The sequence below is a fragment of the Bacillus sp. Marseille-P3661 genome (assembly GCF_900240995.1).
Taxonomy (GTDB): domain Bacteria; phylum Bacillota; class Bacilli; order Bacillales; family Bacillaceae_J; genus OESV01.
The window spans coordinates 81,017-100,494 of sequence record NZ_LT965956.1 but is presented as its reverse complement, the minus strand read 5'-3'; the positions used below and the strand labels follow the sequence as shown (position 1 = coordinate 100,494).

Here is a 19,478-nt window from a genome sequence, read left to right as displayed (position 1 = left end):
TACCAATATCGGCTTGGTATATGCATTTATCAGTGAATTTTTACAGATTTATTTAAGGTTTACACGTTGAATTATTCAGAATTTCAGTGGAGGATTTTATGATAAAGTCACTGAATGATTTCCCTATTAACTCGTTACTTAACAAACGGGCTACTTCAATGAATTCAGATATGGTTTCATTTGGGATTTTCTCGATCAATTGAACGACCTGTAGCTCTGAGTTATTACAATTTTCTTCTAAAAAATCATTGACAAGCTTTTGCCCATCTTCAGTTAGGGAAAGCTCCCTTGATCTTGCATCTTCACCATTTTTAATAACAACTAAACCATCTTCATTTAGTTTTTCCAACTGTCGAAATACATTTGAAATATTGGTTTGAGCAAAAAAAGTCAGATCAGTCATTCTTATATTGGAATCAAAATATAAAATCCAAAGAATCTTAAAACCAGGGAAGGTTAATTCTTTATTTTTTATTATTTTCTTTATGTCCTGCTCTATTACGATATTGAGTCCCCTAATAAAAGCATAGACTGCATAACTTTTAGCAAATTTTTCTCTTGATAAATTCATATACCCTCCTCCTACTCGTTAGAATTTATCAGAATCTTTAAAGAATAAAATATCAAACACGTGCTAACATTATGGCCAACTTATTATCAATTAAATCATGTTTTTTAGTTTATACGTTGTATAAACAAACCATCGCCTTCAAGCCATTCTGCCAAAAAAACTTCTTTATAATCGGAGATACCCTGTGCTGCTAATTGATGATCAAGCCATGCTTCGTCGAACCCTAGATCAGCAATTTCATCCCTTAATAGTTCACCATCTCTAATTAAAGTAACTGGTACATATACTGATTCAGGGATCATATTAAAGTCCTCCTGAGTAGTTTTTTGATATTTCGATTTTTTAAGAATACTGATCGAACCATTAGACTCTAAATAGCAAAAAGCTACTTCTCTAATAGAGAAAGTTTCACTCTGTCGAAGTAGGCTTTGTAATTGATTAATATTCATTTTGTTTTTTCGTAATTCCTCGCGGTCGACGATGCCGTTTTTTATAAGTGCTGAGGGCTTTCCCTCAACTACTCCTCTAAACTTGAGAAACTTTTGCGCCAAATATTCAACCGCAAAAAGTAAGAATCCCCATAAACACATGGAGTAAATAATGTAAAATACACCTATCTCATGATCGTACAAAGCATTTCCAAGTAATTCTCCTAATACAATCGCTGCGATGAAAGTAAAAGGTGTAATTTGACTAATTATTTTCTTCCCTACAAATTTAACTATTATAAAAAGTAATATATAACCAATTATAAGTTCTATTGTCAAATTCAATAATTTCATTATTACCAATACTCTCCGATCATCTACTTTTAATTTTTATCTTCCTGCTTAGTATTATGAAAAATATTGGAAAGGATTCGGCAAACGCGAAAAGCATGATTAGGAAGGTGTTAATTCCCAATCATGCTTTATATATAAATAAGATATATAATTATTGATACATTACTCCTACTTCTCGTTTCAAAAAGACTATCTTAAAATTCTTCATATACAGCAGGATCTTGATTATTAATTCTCCCATCAGGACGAGAAAAGCCTGAAATAATGCTCATTTCGTTATCATCCAAGCTAAAATCGAAAATAGATATATTTTCAGTTTGTCTATCTGGAGATGAAGATTTAGGGATTGAAATGGCTCCAAGTTGATAATGCCAACGTAAAATAACTTGTGAAATAGTCTTGCTATGGTTATTAGCAATTTGTTGAATATTATCATTTTGCAAGTTTTTAATCCCTCTTGTTAATGGGCTCCAAGACTGTATATGGATATTATTCTCGTTATGCCATTTTCTAAGTTCCTCTTGATTAAAGTAAGGATGTAATTCAATTTGATTAATGCTTGGTTTCACACCCGTTTCCTTTTCTAATCGCTCAATATGTTCTGGTAAAAAATTACAGACACCAATCGAGCAAATCAATCCATCCTTTTTAGCATCAATCAATGCTTGCCATGCTTGAACATAGAGATCTTGTTTAGGATTGGGCCAATGAATCAAATATAAATCATAATAATCCAAATTTGCGCGATATAAAGATTCTTGGATGGTAATTACTGCTTTGTCATATCCCTGGTAACGTCCCGGTAATTTAGATGTAATTCTCAATTTTTCTCTTGGAACGGAGCTGCGTCTTACAGCTTCACCTACAGTACCTTCATTTTCATAATTATACGCAGAATCAATTAGTCTATAACCTATATCAACTGCATTTTGGATAGCATTAGCCCCTTTATTCCCCTTTAGTGTATATGTACCCAAACCTATTACCGGCAAAGTGAGCCCATCATTAAGTGTAATTTCAGGAATTTGTCTGCTCAAATTTAACACTCCTTTTTCATTAATATTTAAAGATTAACATAATTCTGATAAATTTCATATTAATGGGGATTGAGATTGGTATAAAAATAGATTAATTGTCCGCATAAATACATATCAAGACCTTTTTACGAAAGGAAAAACAACATAAATGGCGAAATCATAAAAAAGGAGTTTATGCCTATTACTGAGGAGGTTTCAAGTATGGATCTACAATTACTTGGCAAGAAAGCACTCATTACAGGGGGAAGCCGTGGGATTGGGAAGGCGATTGCACGCCAACTAGCGTTAGAAGGAGTCGATTGTACAATATGCGCTCGAAATGGAGATGCGTTGAAAGAAACCGCAATGGAATTAACTAAGGAAACCGGTAGGAATATACTCCCGATTATAGCTGATATCGGTAATCCAGAATCGATTCTGCAACTAGTTGAAAAGGCGGCAGAAACAATGGGTAGCATAGACATTCTAGTGAATAATGGTGCCCGTGTAAGTGGCGGAGAGCCAGAGGACTTTAATTCTGTACGAGATGAACTTATTCTAAAAGATTTCGAAGAAAAGTTTATGGGATACTTTCGATGCATACGTGCTGTTTCCCCATATATGATAAAAAATAATTGGGGTCGGATTATTAATATCAGTGGCATGGCGGCTAGAAATGGCGGCAGCGTAAGTGCAGGTGCACGCAATGTATCTGTAGTTCATTTAACTAAATCCGCATCTATTGAACTAGGTAAATACGGCATTACAGTCAATTCGCTATATCCAGGCATTACCGAAACAGAAACAACTAGAGAGCGTTTCCCGAATGAAGAGATGTTACGTAAGGTGGAAAAAATGAATGCATTAGGACGATTGGTTAAATCCGAAGAAATCGCTAATGTAGCAGCCTTTTTAGCATCCCCATTGTCAGTCTCGATTACAGGCGATGTGATTTCGGTATCTGGCGGCACAGGCAATGCTGTTTATTATTAATCAGCTGTAACAGTTAAGAATATGTAATATCATCAAAAATATTAGGCCCCGGATGATTATCAACTGGGGCTAAACAAAAACAATATTTCAATTTTCAGCATTTTGTTCCTCAAGATTTTCCCGTAATTTCGACCAAGTATTAATATCATCGTTTATAATAGTTTGAAGTTTATCTTTATATCGTTTTAAATCCTGAATAGAAATACTTTGTTCTTGCTCCCCTGTTATATTAAATTGGATATCTCTCTTCAATTCTTTTAGTCTCATCAATGTTCGAACATCTTTATACCAAAGCCCTCTATGATTGTAGAAACCTTCTATTCCATTAAAAAGTGTAATGAGCGCAGCAAAAAATAATGCAATATTTGAGAAGATATTTACATTTACAGCCTTTAATCCTAATAATAAAGTAACTAAAGACGAGCATATGACAGAAGCAATCTTTAACCAATATGCCTTCTTTTTGTTTTGTTCTTTTCTCCTTTCAAATAAAGAAATATTCAAATCGATTTCATTCATTAAAAATTCTATTTTACTAGTGGCACTCATGCTTAATCCCCTTCGTTTCATATAATTAATTTTGATTTCACATATTATAATCTATGAAACTTGTTACGTTGTAATGCTTTGAAAGGGACCACTATACTATTAATTGGGAAGGAAAAATAAATAATTATTTTCCGGGCAAGCGCAGAAACAGACAAATGGTAACAGCGCAAACAAACAACAATTTCCAAAATTCTTAAATAAAAAAATCACTACAAAACCGCATGAGTACACAGAGTCACGTTTTAGAACAATAAGCGAACTATTAGATAAATTCTCATTGACTTTAAAATAAGTAGTCATAATCCCTTGCCTTAAAGACAAATCAAGTAAAAATAATTGACAGAATATTCAAAGGTTACTTATATTGGAAATATATTGATTTTCTTAGGTGGAGCAAATAAGAAGAAGATTAAATAAATGTTCTCTCAAATTGAATTACTTAAGAATCTTGAACAAAAACATTAAATGAGGGGAAATTTTATGGTAAAAATTTTATTTCCATTGTTAGCTATGCTTGGAGGTGCTGCCATTGCAGTACAGGGCCAAATTAATGGTGGCTTAGGTAAAAAAGTAGGTGTTCTTGAGGCTTCTTTTATTTCATTTACGATTGGAACCATGGCATTATTTTTTGTTGTTATATTTTTTGGAAAAGGTGATATTTTAGCAGTGATGACTGTTCCAAAGTGGCAATTAACAGGTGGGTTTCTAGGAGCCATATATGTTGTAGTTGCGGTACTTGTAGTGCCAAGATTAGGTGTAGTAGGCTCTTTAATGGCGATCATCGGAGGCCAAATTATTCTAGGTGCTGTTGTTGACCATTTTGGACTATTTGGCGGTAATAGAATTCCAATTGATACAAAAAAAATCATTGCGATTCTTCTACTCTTTTTATCGATCTTTTTATTTAATAAAAATTAACACCCGAGAATACCCTTCTATGACTAACTTAAATCACTTAAACGAACGATATTTAGCAAAATTTTACCAGTCTTTCTTTTATCGATAAAATACCCCCAATGCTAATCTGCTTGAGCATTGGGGACACAATTTACCTAAACATTTCTCTCTAGCATTCTAATGGTTACATATGCTATACCTTATTAAATAGATTCAAAACAAATTTAATTAAAATTAAATTGCTGCTACCACCATAAGACAACCGGGATCAACAAGAGCGAAAGGATATGTTACTATGGGTTATCGCTGCTAATAATACAACTATTGTACCCTCACCTCCATCTAAAAAATGTTGCGATTCCACTCCAGTGTCCAGAGAGTTCAGACAGCCTAACCTATTAGTAATGCGGCTCCAGCAAAACTATTAGTACATACCATTCCCTGCACAAGTAAGCTCCCTACAGCAATACTTGCTGCAAGCCCTGCGCCACCAATAATTTGAGAAAAAGGTATAATCAGTTTAATTTGTACATTGGATACCCCAGGTAGGATAAACGTACCGGGACGCTGGAAGTTTGCAATAATTATCTAATGCATACTTTCATTTTGAGTTTCTTGTTGGATTATTCCTATTAAAACTTTATTATTTAACTGCTCATAATATCTTTGAGCAATAGGATACATGAATCCTATGATTGGTCCTGATGTACTAACCATAATCAGAGTACCTATTCCGATTGGCCCATTGAACACAAGAGCCCCTACTGCAACAGCAACAGCAAAGAGTGTTCTTGCCGTTGATAATTTTATTTTAAAATACTCTTCTATAAGAATCTGGATACCATCTGGTGGTGCGGGTGAAAACTTCGGTTGTAAATACATAGATACGCCGACTCCAATAAAAATTAAGCCTAAACAAATAAGTATGATTTTAACGACCAACAAATCAGGTATATCGACTAACTTTGTAAGAAATAACCACAAGTCTATTCCTAAACCAATCAAAAATGAAGTTAAAAACGCAAGAATATCGGGCTTTTTTCGACGGACAGCAGAAATTATGACCACAAATATGACACCAATTATAAACTCCCAGCTACCTACTGTTAATCCAATTGTTTGCTGTAAACCAACTTGTAAGGCTGGCAAAGGTGAGGCACCAAGCTGTGAATTAATTGAACAACTTATTCCAAAAGTCAGGCAAACAATCCCCATTAAATAGAAAAAAAGTTTTACGCCCACATCCTTCATCGATTCCACTTCCTTTTTGATCTACTACGATTGTATTATTTTTCCAACTCTAATTATACATTAGAATAAGTGAATATAATAAGAAAATGCTTAATGAAAGTTGACCTACGTTTCTCGTTTCGATCATAAATTGGGCGATTATGTACAGTAAGACCAGTAAATATAAAAACCATCTCTTGCAGGAAGTAATAAAGAGATGGTTTTTATAATAAATAAAGGTTGTTTCCCTTATTGCATCTTAATCGGCGTGCATATTGCATATAAACATTCAGTTGGATCAGATACATTAACTTCAATAACCTTATATTCATTTCCCCCATTCTTACTATTTTCATATTTTATTGTTAATGATTTGATGTTATCCATGATGCTCTCTTCCTTCCGTGCAAATTTTCTTACCACACAGAAGTTAATATATGTTGGGCGCACAAAAGTGTTCATGAATCTTAATAATAAATATTCAGGATGTTAATCGGAGCTAAAAGTTCGATACTCACTGAAATGAGCCAACTATAGCACATAATTAAAATTTACAATTCTAGTACTAAGTCCTCCCCCCATATAGGAATAGATTCCTAAAATAATATAAAAGCGTTTAATGAGAACACTAGGGGATTACTTTATTATTCTTTTTAGTGCAAAATGAGACCCATAAGATCAAGAAATAATTACAAGCCCCATTCCCAAATTTCATTTAAAATCCTACGAAATTTGTTACCACGTCAGAAATAAAGCGTCACCTTAATTTGTAACCTAAACAATTAGGGTAGCAATCATTCAATATCAAAAGTCTAAGCAATTAGTTTAATATGGATTATAAAATAAACCACAAAGGATGTAATATATCAATGAACAATACAATACTTATTGCTGATGATTCTATGTTTATGAGAACCTACCTAAAAAATATAGTTTTAGCTAGCAGTTTTGAAGTGATATCAGAAGCAAGTAATGGTGCTGAAGCTATTGATAAATATAAAGAATTTTCACCAGATATTGTTTTACTAGATATTACGATGCCGAAAATAAACGGATTAGAAGCGCTAAAAGCAATTCGGAACATTGACCCGATAGCAACCGTTATCATGTGTTCGGCAATGGGTCAGCAATACTTAATTACAGAAGCCTTACGAGCCGGGGCCCATGATTTTGTTATAAAACCCTATTTCGAAAATCTTGTTTCTATTTTGAAGAAGTACCATGGAGACAGTTTTCATGATTGATAATTAAAACAAGCCTGAAATTCAAAAAAGTATTTAGGCTTGTTCCTAGTCATCAACTTTTATAGTACTTCATAATACTGGATTTTTACATCCGATGGATTTCTCGTACCTACCCCTATAAAAATACTTTTATTTAAAAAAGAGTATTTATCCCCACTCACTTCAAAAGTAGGTGTAGTCTTAAAGTAATAGGAATCTGCTGGAACCTGCTCCCCTTTTATTAGTTTTTCTATAATTTCTTTTGGTCCATGTCTGTAGCCACGGTTAACAACGTAAATATTTGTTCCGTCTTCTGTTTGTAGCGTATAATGTGCCAAAGCTTCGGTTACTCCGTCTGGTCGGATAATCTGATAATCTGCCCCGCCAGGTAGTATTTTTCCTTTGAATAACTCTCCTTCAAATGTACCTCCAGTAATTGGAATGACCCGTCTCTGACCAGATCCAACAGAACCAACCTCAATAGGTTGATCGACCTTAACATAAACATCGAAACAATGTTTCACTTCAATTGACATAATCTCTCTCCTCCTTAAAAATTTAATTGCAGGTTTTTTGATTCAATATTAATAGAATTAAGTCCCGCTCTCTCGTCCAGTAAACATCGAAACTTATATTAGAATCATATATTCCTAATTTTACATAACCTACAAATAATTGTAAATTTTATTGTATTATCCTTTAGTAGACTATTAATAACTAAATTCACTTTAGTAGACATAATACCCCCCCGTAGCGCTACCACTGTTGCACACGCGGGGGGGTATGCCTATAACCACTTTTTATATGGTGGGATACTTTGAGGAAATTGAAAAACATTGTAGGGATCGTATGACGTTTTTACTTTACGAAGAATATTAAAATTATCACCATAATAAGACATTGGCCAATTTCTAATATTTCGATCAGGCCAATTCACATAATCTCCTATTGTATAAGGAGATAAAGCGTTCCTTAACGCCTCGACCCAGCGAATATTTTGATTTTCCTCTTGGGGGCTATTCCATGTAGAATTGTATTCTTGTGCTATTATGGCGTTACGGTAATAAAAGGCCGAATCGAATGATTCAGGCATAGCAGCTTTTCCCCCAAGAGATTGATGCCAAATGGTGGCATTTTTGTTTGGAGCATTGGCCAAGAAATTCTTCATAATCAAAATCGCTTTTTCTGGGAACTTTCTTTCTAGAAAGGAACCTGATCGTTTCCGATAAGCGGGCACATTTCCACTTGGTTCATCAAAAAATTTTACAGCTTCAATGTAGGGGACTTCTTTTATGAAAACGTCGGTAGGAGAACCCGAATCAAGTAAGGGCTGAAGTAGATGTTTTAACTTTGCTGCACTCCCAACATATTCACCTTGAACAGTAAGCTGATTTGATTCTTTTGTTTTCAGTTCAATTTCCGAGGTTAGCCGATGATCTGTGTCAACTGCCCAAGTCTGCCAGCCATTAAATACCTTTTCAAAATTCTCCCATCCCCATGTAATCGAAAAAATAGACACCTTCGAAACAGGATGCACCTTAAAGGTGAAAGAAGTTACAATACCAAAGTTTCCGCCTCCACCTCCGCGGCAAGCCCAAAATAGATCAGAATTTTGATTCTTATTGGCTATTATTCGTTCGGCCCCTCTAGTTCCTTTAGCTAAGACCATTTCAATTTCAAGGAGATTGTCACAAGTAAGTCCAAACCATCTCGTTAACATACCGATCCCACCGCCAAGTGCTAAGCCTGCTAACCCCACACTACTTTCAGTTCCTGCAGGGATTGTTGTACCGTGCTTCCATAATGTACGATAAACATGACCTAGATTGGCGCCGCCTTCAATAATTGCCGTCATTTTTTCACGGTTTACCGTAATTTTATTCATTTCACTAATGTCAATGATGAGGCCACCATTTACTAATGAAAAATTTTCATAGCTATGCCGGCCGCTCCTGACTCTGAACGGTATTTGCTTATCCCTCACCCACTGTAAAGCATTCTCTATATCTTTCGTATTCTGACAAAATACAATTATCCTCGGAAATTTGGGATTGCTTAAATTATTATTCGTTCTTGCTTGTTCATACTCATCATCACCCGGAGTTACGATCCGTCCGGTAAGCTCTATTTCATTCAATATATAGCCTCCTTCAAATCCCAATACAGATTGGATGCTATATAGTATGAAAGTACTATGAAAAAGTCACATGTTTATGTTGGTTCCTCTTAAACTATTGCTATTCCACACATGCTTTTAGTACCGAAATCACATCAAATCAATTTCACCGTTTCTTTCCTTCTAAACAAAAGTTTAGTGAATAAGCTTATACTATATGTTCGTAGATCACTTTCCGTATGTCTACATTTCTACCTAAAGTTTATTAGATGGAGGGTTATAAATGACAAGTAAGATGGAAAACATTATCAGGCATTCCTTAGATGCTTTAATGGATGATGACTCCTTTTTACCAAATCTTAAAGATAAAACACGAGAAAAAGCATTTCACTCCTTACTTTCGATACTATCTACTCCAAATCATGTCCACAAATCCTTTTTACGAATTTCATTAGAAAATGGCTCAGTTATTCGAATTCCTGCTTTCAGGGTGCAGCATAATGATACACTTGGTCCCTATAAAGGTGGTATTCGGTTTCATCAAACCGTAAATGAAGATGAAGTCGTCAATTTAGCAAAATTAATGACATTAAAAAATGCTCTTCACGATGTTCCTTTTGGCGGAGGTAAGGGTGGTGTTGTGATTAATCCAAGAAATTTTAGTGAAAAGGAACTTCATTTAATTTGCGAAAAATACGTTCGTTATTTTGCTGATTGTTTGGGACCTGAAAAGGATATCCCTGCACCTGACGTAGGAACAGGTGAACGTGAAATGGATTGGATGATGGCTGAGTATAAATCGATCCATCCAGGCGAAACCTATCGCGGTAGTTTTACCGGAAAAAGCATCATGAATGGTGGTTCATTGGGACGAAGAGAAGCTACAGGAAAAGGTGTTTATTTTTCGTTCCGCTATTTGTTCCATAACTTTTTGCAGGAAAATAAAGCATTACTTGACGCAAATCGTGACAACAAATATGTACAAACGGCTTTAAAGCTTAAAGAACAACCTCTAACCCTAGCCATCCAAGGTTTTGGGAATGTTGGCTCGGTAGCTGCTGCTGAAGCCTATAAATGTCAATATCTAAAAAACAAAATTATAGCTGTCAGCGACCATAATGTATGTTTATATAATGCGGATGGTTTAGATATCCCTGCTTTAATAAAATATACGACAGAACATAACAGAGATTTACCGACTGATGAAACAGTTTTAGCAGGACATAATATAAAAGCTACTATTCAAAACCGAGATGCTTTACTGACTACGAATGTTGATGTATTAATCTTAGCTGCCCTTGAAGATCAAATTCATGAAAATAATTTTACGGAGATAAAAGCACAAGTTATCGTCGAGGGAGCGAATTCACCTGTCTCTGAAAAAGCAGATAAATACTTGAGTGATAAAGGTGTCCTTATAATCCCAGATATTCTCGCCAATGCCGGCGGGGTAATTGTTTCCTATCTTGAATGGCTGCAGGGAAGAGAAACGCAATTTTATTCAGAGGAAGAGGTATACAGTTTACTTTTTGATAAGATGAAGTCCACATTTAATACAGTTTTACCACAATTTTTTAGCGACCCCTTCCCACTTAGACAAAATTGCTATATCCATGCAGTAATGAAACTATCATCCATTTTATACCGGCAAGGAAAACTTTATTAAAAAACGATAACTAAAAATGCCTACTGCTTGGTTGTGAATTGAGGAGTAGGCATATAAAAAAGAATCATTCTACTGCTTTAATGAGGATAAGTTAAACATAAAAGATATAAATGCGTCTTCAATTGACATCCGCTCTTGGTTTAGTCTATAAATGCACATACTACAAACTGAATCACCCTTATTGTTACCATAAAATATTTAAATAAGCTCTTCGGTTCCAGCATTTGTTTCTTCGAGATAATTATCCTTGAATACAGCCTTTTTATTTTCAAATTTTTCATAATCTATAAAGTAGTTTATTTTAGTTGTTACTATATTCATATCTTTACGTATAAGAAATGTTTTTTTCACTGATAACTGAAAATTTTAACATAATAATGCTTGATAGATTTCAATCTCAATTTCCGAAAAGTTTTAGTGCTCCCCCACCTTTCCTTCTCCATCACTAACATGTTACGGGTCACAAATGATCTATATTTTTAAAATTTCCACTTTATAATGTATAATAATTTTTCAATGGATTTTCAAATTTAATCCTTTTCCTTTTCTTTGCGCAAACAAATCTTCCATTAAAATTATAGTTAAATGATATATAGAGTTTTTTAGTAGAGTCTATATTCGAAAATAAATTTATATGGTCTAACTGGAGGAGATTCAAATAAATACTAAACATTTTGATGTTATTGTAAATGACCTATACACACATTACCAACCACTCTATCGATTAGATGATCAACTTTTATATAGTTATGAATCATTGCTAAGATCAAAAAAACAGATCAATCCAGAAAAATTGTTTGAAATGGCTCGAGAGGAATCGAGAGTTAATATGCTTGATAAGATAGCCATAGAGACCGGTATTAACACATTTTCCAAATCTAACAATAACGGCAGTGCCCTCTTATTTATAAATATATTACCATCTACACTACTACAAAGTGATTTTTTTATGTTTATAGATGGGATCTTAAATGAGTCTGGCTATAGTAAAGATAGACTGGTTTTTGAGTTAAGCGAAAATGCTGCGGAGTCTACTCAATGGGGGTTTCCAGAGCTAAAAGGCGTAATTTCTAAATTCCGAAACCAAGGAGTACGATTTGCTATTGATGATGTTGGCAGTGGGATTGCTTGCAACCAAAAAATCATAGAATTTGAACCTGAATTTGTTAAACTTGATAAATATTTTGGTATGGGATTGTCTCAATCCAGACTAAAGCAAATGACAGTTGAAAGTTATGCTTTCCTATGTAAAGAAAATTCTATGTTAATTCTTGAAGGGATAGAAACCGAGGAAGATCTTCAGTTAGCAAAAACACTAGGTGTTAACTTGGGACAGGGGTATCACTTAGGAAAACCCGGACCGTTGACAAGTTGATAATGTAATCCCGGACATTTAAGCCCCTATTTTCACTAATAGGGGCCTTTTGGTTACTGAATACCTTATTTATTTTAATTATCTAAAAATACATTCATTTCTTCATATCAGCGCAACGTTTGTCCTCCATACTTTTAAAATGTTCTTTTTGACATTCATAAGGTATCACTAGTCCGGTTATTTATTTAAAATCCAGAACCCTTGAAATTAAAGGGGCAGATTATCACTCTGTCCCTTCCTCAAAAAATATAACTGACAAATAAACTTACCACTTCCACATTAATCTGTCTTGATTAATCCAATCACTTCACTTTTCGGTTTGGTTGGATCATGCTGTACAACAAAGGCTTTTCTGAACCGATTCAAGTATGTGTCTTCATGTGACTTCGGAGTTAGTATAATTAATTTACGTTGTAATTCTTGAACGTATAAATCGAACACTTTTGATTTACGATTTTCATCCAGTGCACTGTCAAATTCGTCTAACACGATAAAACCTGGTGAAGTCTGTAAGTTTTGGAGAAGTGCTAAGGCAAAAAGCAGTGAACTTAATGATTCTTCTCCACCTGACACACCTTTACCGACTTTTCCACCTCTAGCTTTCACACTTACATCCTCCATGATCCCACGATGACCTTCTTTACGGGCTTTAATATAAAGTTTAAAGTGCGTACGCTTTCGTTTATCCTCATACGATTCCCAGCTAATTTCTCCTTCAAATTGGAACTTAGCCATATAAGTTTTAAAGCGTTGTTGAATTTCTAATACACGCATATTTACAGTCTTCTCTAAATGATCTTTTAGCTGCTCGGTTCGTTCCAAATCTTGTTCAAGTAAAATTTTAGTCCGTTTATAATCATCATCTAATCGATCATATTCAGCCTTTACCGCAGCGTAATTATCAGGGGCTGCGGGATCGACCCTTTCATGGATCGCGTGCTCAAATTTTACAAACCCATCTTGACGAATCGCAATTAGTTGTTGGACTGAGTCAGAAGGAATAATTTCGATATCTTCTATTAATAATGAATACAACTTTTCATGAACATTTTTGAGATTAGAAAGTTCTTCGATATATTGAACAAGCTTAAGTTGGCTAGATTCAATTCGATCATTTGTATCTTTTATTTGTTTGTCTATAGCGGATAATTCCCGCGCCTGACTTTCTAACAAATCTTGTACGTCACCTATGTTTCGTTCAATGATTTTAATGTCTCGATTCACTTTGTCAAATTGATCATCTAATTTTCCGCGTTGGCTTTTCATTTGTGATATCTGTTTAAGCATATCTGTATACTGATTTTGAAACCTTGTAAGCAGCTGAAACTTTTCTTTCATTTGACCAAGCTCTTGGTAGATCATTTCTTCTTCTCTTAGCTCTCTATCTAATAATTGTTGTTCAATCTGTAAACGATTCAAGCGATCTTTTTCTCTCTCCTGCTCTGCTATTTGTAATTTATAATCCTTCTCTTTTTCTACCGCTTGATCTAATTTCCGACTCAATTGTTCACGTTCATATTCCATCGTTATAAACGCTTCTGCTTCCTTCACAGACTGAATCACACCATTCAACTCACGGACTTGTTTTGTCTTTGAGTCAATGTCAGTTTCTAACAGGTCTTTGTCGGCACTTTTTTCTTTAAGCAATGCAGCCACTTTTTCTTTCCGAGTTCGCAAAGCTTTTTCACTAAGAATATAGCCTTCTTTCTCCTGCGCTCCTCTAAGACCAATTTCATCATATAATGTTTCGTTTTTAATTTTAAATGAATGATCTTTGAAAAATTGCTCGACCCACCATAAAGCCTTCATAGCAAGCGGAATCACATCGTAGAATAAATTGTCTTTAATTTGTAGATGTAGCTTTGGTAGCTTTGTTACGGAACGATCTGGAATGACACCCTTTAATGGCACATGGTACAAATCATTCGGTGGTATAATGTCTTTTCCATCAAAAAAAATCGTATATTTAATAGTATTATAAAGTTTCTCATCATGAAGTGTTGCATCGGCATCTAATTGAATCAACTCACGCAGCGGATACGCTTTAATATTTTTATTTTTGAAAAATTTAAGTGATTCAACTTGTCGTGATGAAAGTACACGGTTTTCACTTAAAATGTCTTGTTCTGCCTTTAATTCATTTAACTGAATGGTTAAACTATGTTTCATATCCTTCAATTTTTCAACTTGATTCTCTAGTAGATTTATTCTTTCTGTCACAGCATGGCTGCTCTTATAAATATGAAGGATTTCTTGATACTTCATCTCTAGCTCTGTATTCGCTTTGATTTCGTGCTCTAATTTTATTTTCAATTCTACCGTCGAATTTAGCTCTTCTTTATTACCTTGCAATAACTTTTCATTATTTTGTAAATCTAGAACAGTCTGCTGTTGTTGATGTAAAAGGATCGATAACCCTTGCTTTACTTCTTCTTCTGTTCTTGTCAGCTTATTTTTCTTCGCTGTTGTCGTTTTCAACTCTTCCTCTAAACTATTAATTTCTTCATTTAAATGTACAACATCCTTTTGCATATCGATAATTTTGTTTTCAATAACTTGTAATTGAATATTAAGATGGTTACGTGATTTTACTAACGCTAGTTTTTCTTCGCCTTTACGTTCAGCTTCTGATTTTGTTTCAGCTTTAGTTTGGAAGGTGTGTTCATAGTCTAGTTTTAATTGTTGGAGAATACTTTGATCACTTTCGATGCCCTTTTTGTGCAATATTTCTAGTGCTAATAATGCACCCATATATTGTTTGGCACCTTCTTTAAGCCTTTTTTGATTGTCGTTATAGCGATCAAGTTCATTCTTTTTCACACTTAATTCTTGTTTTTTTACTTTCACATTTATTTCTGCATACTGTAAGGTTTCCTCAGTATCTTTTAACTTTTCAATGCTTTCTTCCCAATTTCGTTGTGATTTATCAATACCATGCATCTCACTGAAAATACGAAACCGTTCTTCAGGGCTCATGATCGCAAATTGATTTACTTCTTGCTGATACCAAATTAAATAAAATAAATCAGGATCAATTTTATATTTATACTGTAAGGCATGCCGATACGCAGAAAAGTTATATAAGCGATCGCCGGACGTATACTTAATAGTTTCATCCCATTGATCGATTTCCTCACCGGTTGCAATCGTAAACTCTTTCTTCATCGGCTGGCCAGGCTCTTGTATAATCACTAGGGAAAATTCAATAAATGGCGGCGCATCTATTTTCATATTGCCACCATTCTTAAATAGTAAGGTTATTTTGGACTTCCAAGTTTGATCACTAGGGAGATTGCGAGATTTTAAGCCTTCTAAATCTACTTTTGATGAATATAACACCGCACCCATGCAAAACGTTATCGTTGACTTGCCTGCCCCATTCGGCCCGGTGATCATCACATGCTCGTATTCTCCCGACAGATCGATTAATGTCGGGGCATAATCACGAATACCGATAAAAGTTAAACGCCAAGGTATCATTCTTGATCACCTTTCTGAATATAATTATAGCGACGGAAAAATTTTAAGACTTCTTCTTTATTCAATTGCGTCGATTGACTGAATTCGACTGTTCGTCTCAAAAACGAATCAGAAAACATGTTTACGCCAATCGCTGTCAATTGATAAGCTTTTTCCTGTGAAGTTGTATCATATTCTTCGATTGCGCCAATCTTTTTGAGTGGATCAATATTTGCTAGTATTCTAGTATTTGCTTTTGTTGTTTCATGACCGAACGCATCCAACAGCTGATCTAATGTCGTAAATTCATGCTGCAGAACTTCCTGCTGATAGAAAATATATAATAAGATCGAGAGACTTTCCTTATTTAACGTACTGCGCGCAGTTCTTGCAGGCACCCTCATCATAAATACGACTTGGTCTCTCCGATCATCATAAATCAACTGAAAATAGCGCGGTACAGCTTGATTAACTCTTGTTAAAAATGAGTAAAACTTCTCTTCATCACCTTGAATATTAAGTTGTTTTTCAACTTCTCTCCGTGATAATCCAAAATTTCCAGAACGAACAGACGCAGACGAAGAAAACATAATATTCATAAACGTAAGTTCTTCATCCTCTGTTAACACACCCTTGATTGCTTGCAGCGCGTACAATGGGTTGGCGTTAGCTACATGTTCGTTCCCTACTTCCTTATTTTTTTCTTCCTTTTCGTTTTCGGACAATGTTGGCTCGATCGTCATCATTCATCCACTCCCAACTTCGTTCATAGACTGGCAACTCTTTTTTCTCAGTCGATTTTTCAATCGTTACTTTCTTATTTCCTACTAATGCGGAAATCGCAGTAAGTGCATTGACTGCATCGCTCCATTCTGAAGAAGTTGCTAGAATCACTAGCTCTTCTAAAGGAGTTTGTTCACGGTGTTCTAAAAACTCTTCAATTTTAGTCGTTTCAATCATATTTTTCGTTAATAACCAGTTCGATTCTCGCATTAATTCATCTAAATCATCTTGTGAGATTTCATTCGTTTCAAAGATCGGGACCTCGTCTTCTTCAACAATTTTGTCTGTTATTGGCTCATACTCCTCGATATATGTTATTGCCTCATCAATGGCAGTAGCTGAAATCGGCGCTGCAAACTTAACGGGTATCCATATACCGTCGACCGCCTCATCTTCATATTGATTTTGTTCCATGAAACTTAACAATTGGTAAACATTTGGCACGTCAGATTCAAGCGGTGGATCAAACATTTTAACAATATATTCACGCACTTTCTCTGGCTGAATTTTTGAAGAAAGCGGCGTTTTTTGCATCGTCGTAAATTTTAAATACTTATTAATCATTCCTAAACTTAGATTTGTTCCTTCTGCTAAAACAGCCGTCCCTCTTTGCATTAGATCGGTTAACACAAGACTTTCTTCCATCGTCTGAAACTGTCGAAAACGCTCTTGCAATTTTGCATCAAGGTCTTTCATTAATTCATGAATTAGTTCTAGCTGTGGCAGAGCATTGCGGTCTGCTAGCATTTCAAGCTCTCGTTCTTTCATAAGCTGAATCGCATCATCGACATTTTTAATCATACTAGCAATTTTATTTCCACCTGAAATTCCATTATCATCATACGCTTCACTAATTTCCGCATCCCGTCTCGCTTGAAAAAGGGAGCGACCAATATCATCATGCATATGATATGCAAGCGAATCATTAGCTAAACGAATTAATACATCCATCATCCGTTTGCCCACATCTCGCATTTTAATTAATCGTGTATGCTTAGATATCCAGTTATACTTCGCGAGTATGTTGACAATTTGTTCGACCTTCTTTTTTGATGGAGCCTCCGGATCACTATAACGATTCCGATATCGATAATAAAGTGTTTCTGCATTCTCGATTTTCTCATCAAGTCCTAAAGCCTCTTCATTAATGAGCTGAATGATCCGCAGAAATCGTAAAATTTCGATCGGGGATTGATAAAAAGTATGGGAACCGAGGTCACTTAATACACCTGATAGTGAGGAAATATCCTTCATTGCCTGTAACATTTCTGGTGCCGAAGGTTCAGCATTAAATATTGATACTATTGAAGTTGAATCCACTTTTTCCAATCCGCCACACTCCCAAGAATTTGTTCCTGCTCCATCTTCTTTGTCCGTAAAAAATGATTCATATTACTTTCATAATCCTCCCATGTTTTAACCACCTGAAGATCATGGGTAATCCATTTTACGTTCCCTCTATAATGTTCCGAAATTGCTTGAGTAAGTTCACTCGCAATTTGCAAACCGTCTTGGTCATAATCCGTCCAAATTATCACTTGTTTAAATCCGCTATTCTTTGTAAACTGCAGTAGACATTGTCGATGTGATGAACGCAGATGCCCGTCCACACAAACTATTAAAGCTTGATTTTCTTTTAAAAAATGAGCTTCAGCCGAAATTCTTGTTAAAATTGCTCTATTTTCGACCAACCATAGTGTCTCCGCTGATGATTGATAATTTTCTTGTGAAATCGCTAAATCTGTCAGAGCGTGAACCGGACCATACTTATATTCAGAATACGTCCCTGTCAGCTGTCCTGAAAAATAGAGCGGCGTAATTTTACCTAAACTTATCAAGCCAAGCGTCGCTACAGGATTTTGAATGATTTCCTCTAGTTGCGCAATAAATTCATCCTTATAACTATCAAATTCCTTCGAGCCACCAATTTCCTGATAATATTGGGCACCAATTTCTTTCCAGTCGAATTCAGCTTTTAGCCTTGTTAATTGAACAAGTGCTGTTAAAAAGTGTAGGAACTTTAGTTTCTTTTTAATCGGCCATTTTTCAGGAATATGAGGAAGATCATTCATCACGTCATGTTCTTTTCTCAGAATGGTAGAAAGATAATCTATTAATGGAGCTTTTAATTCTTTATTTAAATTGATAAATGAAATTCTAGTTTTTTTTGATAAAATATCAGCCGTACTTTTCTTCCACTCAGCAACTGCGTCTTCAATATTTTTCACGTTCTGTTGCTGTAATTTACGTTGGTAGCAATATAACTTGTATCCCATCCGATAAAATACACGATCAACTGTTCTGCTATCTTTCATAAAACGCAGCTCTTTTACGAGCCAGCCTTCATCCGTCCAAGGTAACGCAAGTGTTTCAGAGATATCATTTACATGTAACTTTTTCTTGATCGTCAATTTCAACAGTTGGTCATCTGGAGCCATTAAGTCCTCTTCGTCAAAATTCTCCGTGGAACAACTAATAAGGCCAACCAGTTTAATTCGTGTTTCTAAACGCTTTATAATTCGAATATCAATAATTGAATTAGGTTGTTCGTTAAAAAGATGTGGAAGTTCTAATTCTTCACCTTTTTTTAAAATATTATTTTCTAGATAGGCTAGCAAACTTGTATTCAATATTGTCAGTCCTCTATTCATAATCTATAGTTTAATTTTAGCAAATAAATGGTAGAAGGGTATATGGAAAAAGATTGGAAGTAAGCCGAAATCAGGTTGACTCAATATCAAGAGATTGAGGGATATGGCATAACCTTAAATTTGCAGAATTTAAGAAGGTAGTAGTTTTCTAGGAAACTAAAGGGGAA

General features: G+C 35.0%; 17 protein-coding genes. 5 read left to right on the top strand and 12 right to left on the bottom strand.

Annotated elements, in window-relative coordinates; translation table 11 throughout:
* Positions 1–52: 52 nt before the first annotated feature.
* From C1724_RS19570 to C1724_RS19560, 3 genes are all read right to left on the bottom strand, one after another.
* A complete protein-coding gene (locus C1724_RS19570; RefSeq protein ID WP_102348461.1) occupies positions 53–571 on the bottom strand; it encodes a MarR family winged helix-turn-helix transcriptional regulator in 519 nt (172 codons plus the stop codon).
* A 104-nt stretch (positions 572–675) separates the two neighbouring features.
* A complete protein-coding gene (locus C1724_RS19565) occupies positions 676–1,353 on the bottom strand; it encodes a DUF421 domain-containing protein (RefSeq protein WP_102348460.1) in 678 nt (225 codons plus the stop codon).
* A 194-nt stretch (positions 1,354–1,547) separates the two neighbouring features.
* Entirely contained in the window at positions 1,548–2,390 is an 843-nt protein-coding gene (locus C1724_RS19560; RefSeq protein ID WP_102348459.1) for an aldo/keto reductase, read from the bottom strand.
* Between the two features lie 201 nt (positions 2,391–2,591).
* Between C1724_RS19560 and C1724_RS19555 the strand changes: the two genes are divergently transcribed.
* A complete protein-coding gene (locus tag C1724_RS19555) occupies positions 2,592–3,362 on the top strand; it encodes an SDR family NAD(P)-dependent oxidoreductase (protein WP_102348458.1) in 771 nt (256 codons plus the stop codon).
* A gap of 87 nt (positions 3,363–3,449) precedes the next feature.
* Here C1724_RS19555 and C1724_RS19550 read toward each other — a convergent pair whose 3' ends face one another.
* On the bottom strand, positions 3,450–3,911 hold the full coding sequence (locus tag C1724_RS19550; RefSeq protein ID WP_102348457.1) for a DUF4231 domain-containing protein: 462 nt from the start codon (positions 3,909–3,911) through the stop codon (positions 3,450–3,452).
* 480 nt (positions 3,912–4,391) lie between these two features.
* On the opposite strand from C1724_RS19550, the gene C1724_RS19545 reads away from it, so the two are divergent.
* On the top strand, positions 4,392–4,829 hold the full coding sequence (locus C1724_RS19545) for a DMT family transporter (protein WP_102348456.1): 438 nt from the start codon (positions 4,392–4,394) through the stop codon (positions 4,827–4,829).
* A 567-nt stretch (positions 4,830–5,396) separates the two neighbouring features.
* Here C1724_RS19545 and C1724_RS19540 read toward each other — a convergent pair.
* Together C1724_RS19540 and C1724_RS25760 are read right to left on the bottom strand one after the other, a co-directional pair.
* Entirely contained in the window at positions 5,397–6,059 is a 663-nt protein-coding gene (locus tag C1724_RS19540; RefSeq protein ID WP_102348455.1) for a YczE/YyaS/YitT family protein, read from the bottom strand.
* Positions 6,060–6,287: 228 nt separating this feature from the next.
* Entirely contained in the window at positions 6,288–6,425 is a 138-nt protein-coding gene (locus C1724_RS25760) for a hypothetical protein (protein ID WP_180994357.1), read from the bottom strand.
* A 482-nt stretch (positions 6,426–6,907) separates the two neighbouring features.
* Here C1724_RS25760 and C1724_RS19535 point away from each other — a divergent pair, with 482 nt between their 5' ends.
* A complete protein-coding gene (locus C1724_RS19535; RefSeq protein WP_102348454.1) occupies positions 6,908–7,282 on the top strand; it encodes a response regulator in 375 nt (124 codons plus the stop codon).
* 59 nt (positions 7,283–7,341) lie between these two features.
* Here C1724_RS19535 and C1724_RS19530 read toward each other — a convergent pair whose 3' ends face one another.
* Positions 7,342–7,797, bottom strand: coding sequence for a DUF3237 domain-containing protein (locus tag C1724_RS19530; protein ID WP_102348453.1), 456 nt, complete (start codon positions 7,795–7,797; stop codon positions 7,342–7,344).
* A gap of 251 nt (positions 7,798–8,048) precedes the next feature.
* Positions 8,049–9,398: an FAD-dependent oxidoreductase gene (locus C1724_RS19525; RefSeq protein ID WP_102348452.1), complete on the bottom strand. Its 1,350-nt coding sequence runs from the start codon at positions 9,396–9,398 to the stop codon at positions 8,049–8,051.
* Positions 9,399–9,660: 262 nt separating this feature from the next.
* On the opposite strand from C1724_RS19525, the gene C1724_RS19520 reads away from it, so the two are divergent.
* Both C1724_RS19520 and C1724_RS19515 read left to right on the top strand, forming a co-directional pair.
* Positions 9,661–11,043, top strand: a complete 1,383-nt coding sequence (locus C1724_RS19520; protein WP_102348451.1) for a Glu/Leu/Phe/Val family dehydrogenase — start codon at positions 9,661–9,663, stop codon at positions 11,041–11,043.
* A 643-nt stretch (positions 11,044–11,686) separates the two neighbouring features.
* Entirely contained in the window at positions 11,687–12,418 is a 732-nt protein-coding gene (locus C1724_RS19515; RefSeq protein WP_102348450.1) for an EAL domain-containing protein, read from the top strand.
* Positions 12,419–12,697: 279 nt separating this feature from the next.
* Here C1724_RS19515 and C1724_RS19510 read toward each other — a convergent pair whose 3' ends face one another.
* From C1724_RS19510 to C1724_RS19495, 4 genes are read right to left on the bottom strand one after another with little or no spacing between them, the layout of a single operon-like run.
* Positions 12,698–15,898, bottom strand: coding sequence for an AAA family ATPase (locus tag C1724_RS19510; RefSeq protein WP_102348449.1), 3,201 nt, complete (start codon positions 15,896–15,898; stop codon positions 12,698–12,700).
* Complete coding sequence (locus C1724_RS19505) at positions 15,895–16,620, bottom strand: hypothetical protein (RefSeq protein ID WP_258000484.1); 726 nt, start codon at positions 16,618–16,620, stop codon at positions 15,895–15,897. The genes C1724_RS19510 and C1724_RS19505 overlap by 4 nt, the downstream gene beginning before the upstream one ends.
* The gene (locus C1724_RS19500) at positions 16,571–17,989 is read right to left on the bottom strand and encodes a hypothetical protein (RefSeq protein ID WP_102348448.1); all 1,419 of its coding nucleotides are present in this window, start codon (positions 17,987–17,989) and stop codon (positions 16,571–16,573) included. Before C1724_RS19500 ends, C1724_RS19505 begins: the two co-directional genes overlap by 50 nt.
* On the bottom strand, positions 17,962–19,290 hold the full coding sequence (locus C1724_RS19495) for a DUF2399 domain-containing protein (RefSeq protein ID WP_180994356.1): 1,329 nt from the start codon (positions 19,288–19,290) through the stop codon (positions 17,962–17,964). The genes C1724_RS19500 and C1724_RS19495 overlap by 28 nt, the downstream gene beginning before the upstream one ends.
* Between the last annotated feature and the right edge of the window lie 188 nt (positions 19,291–19,478).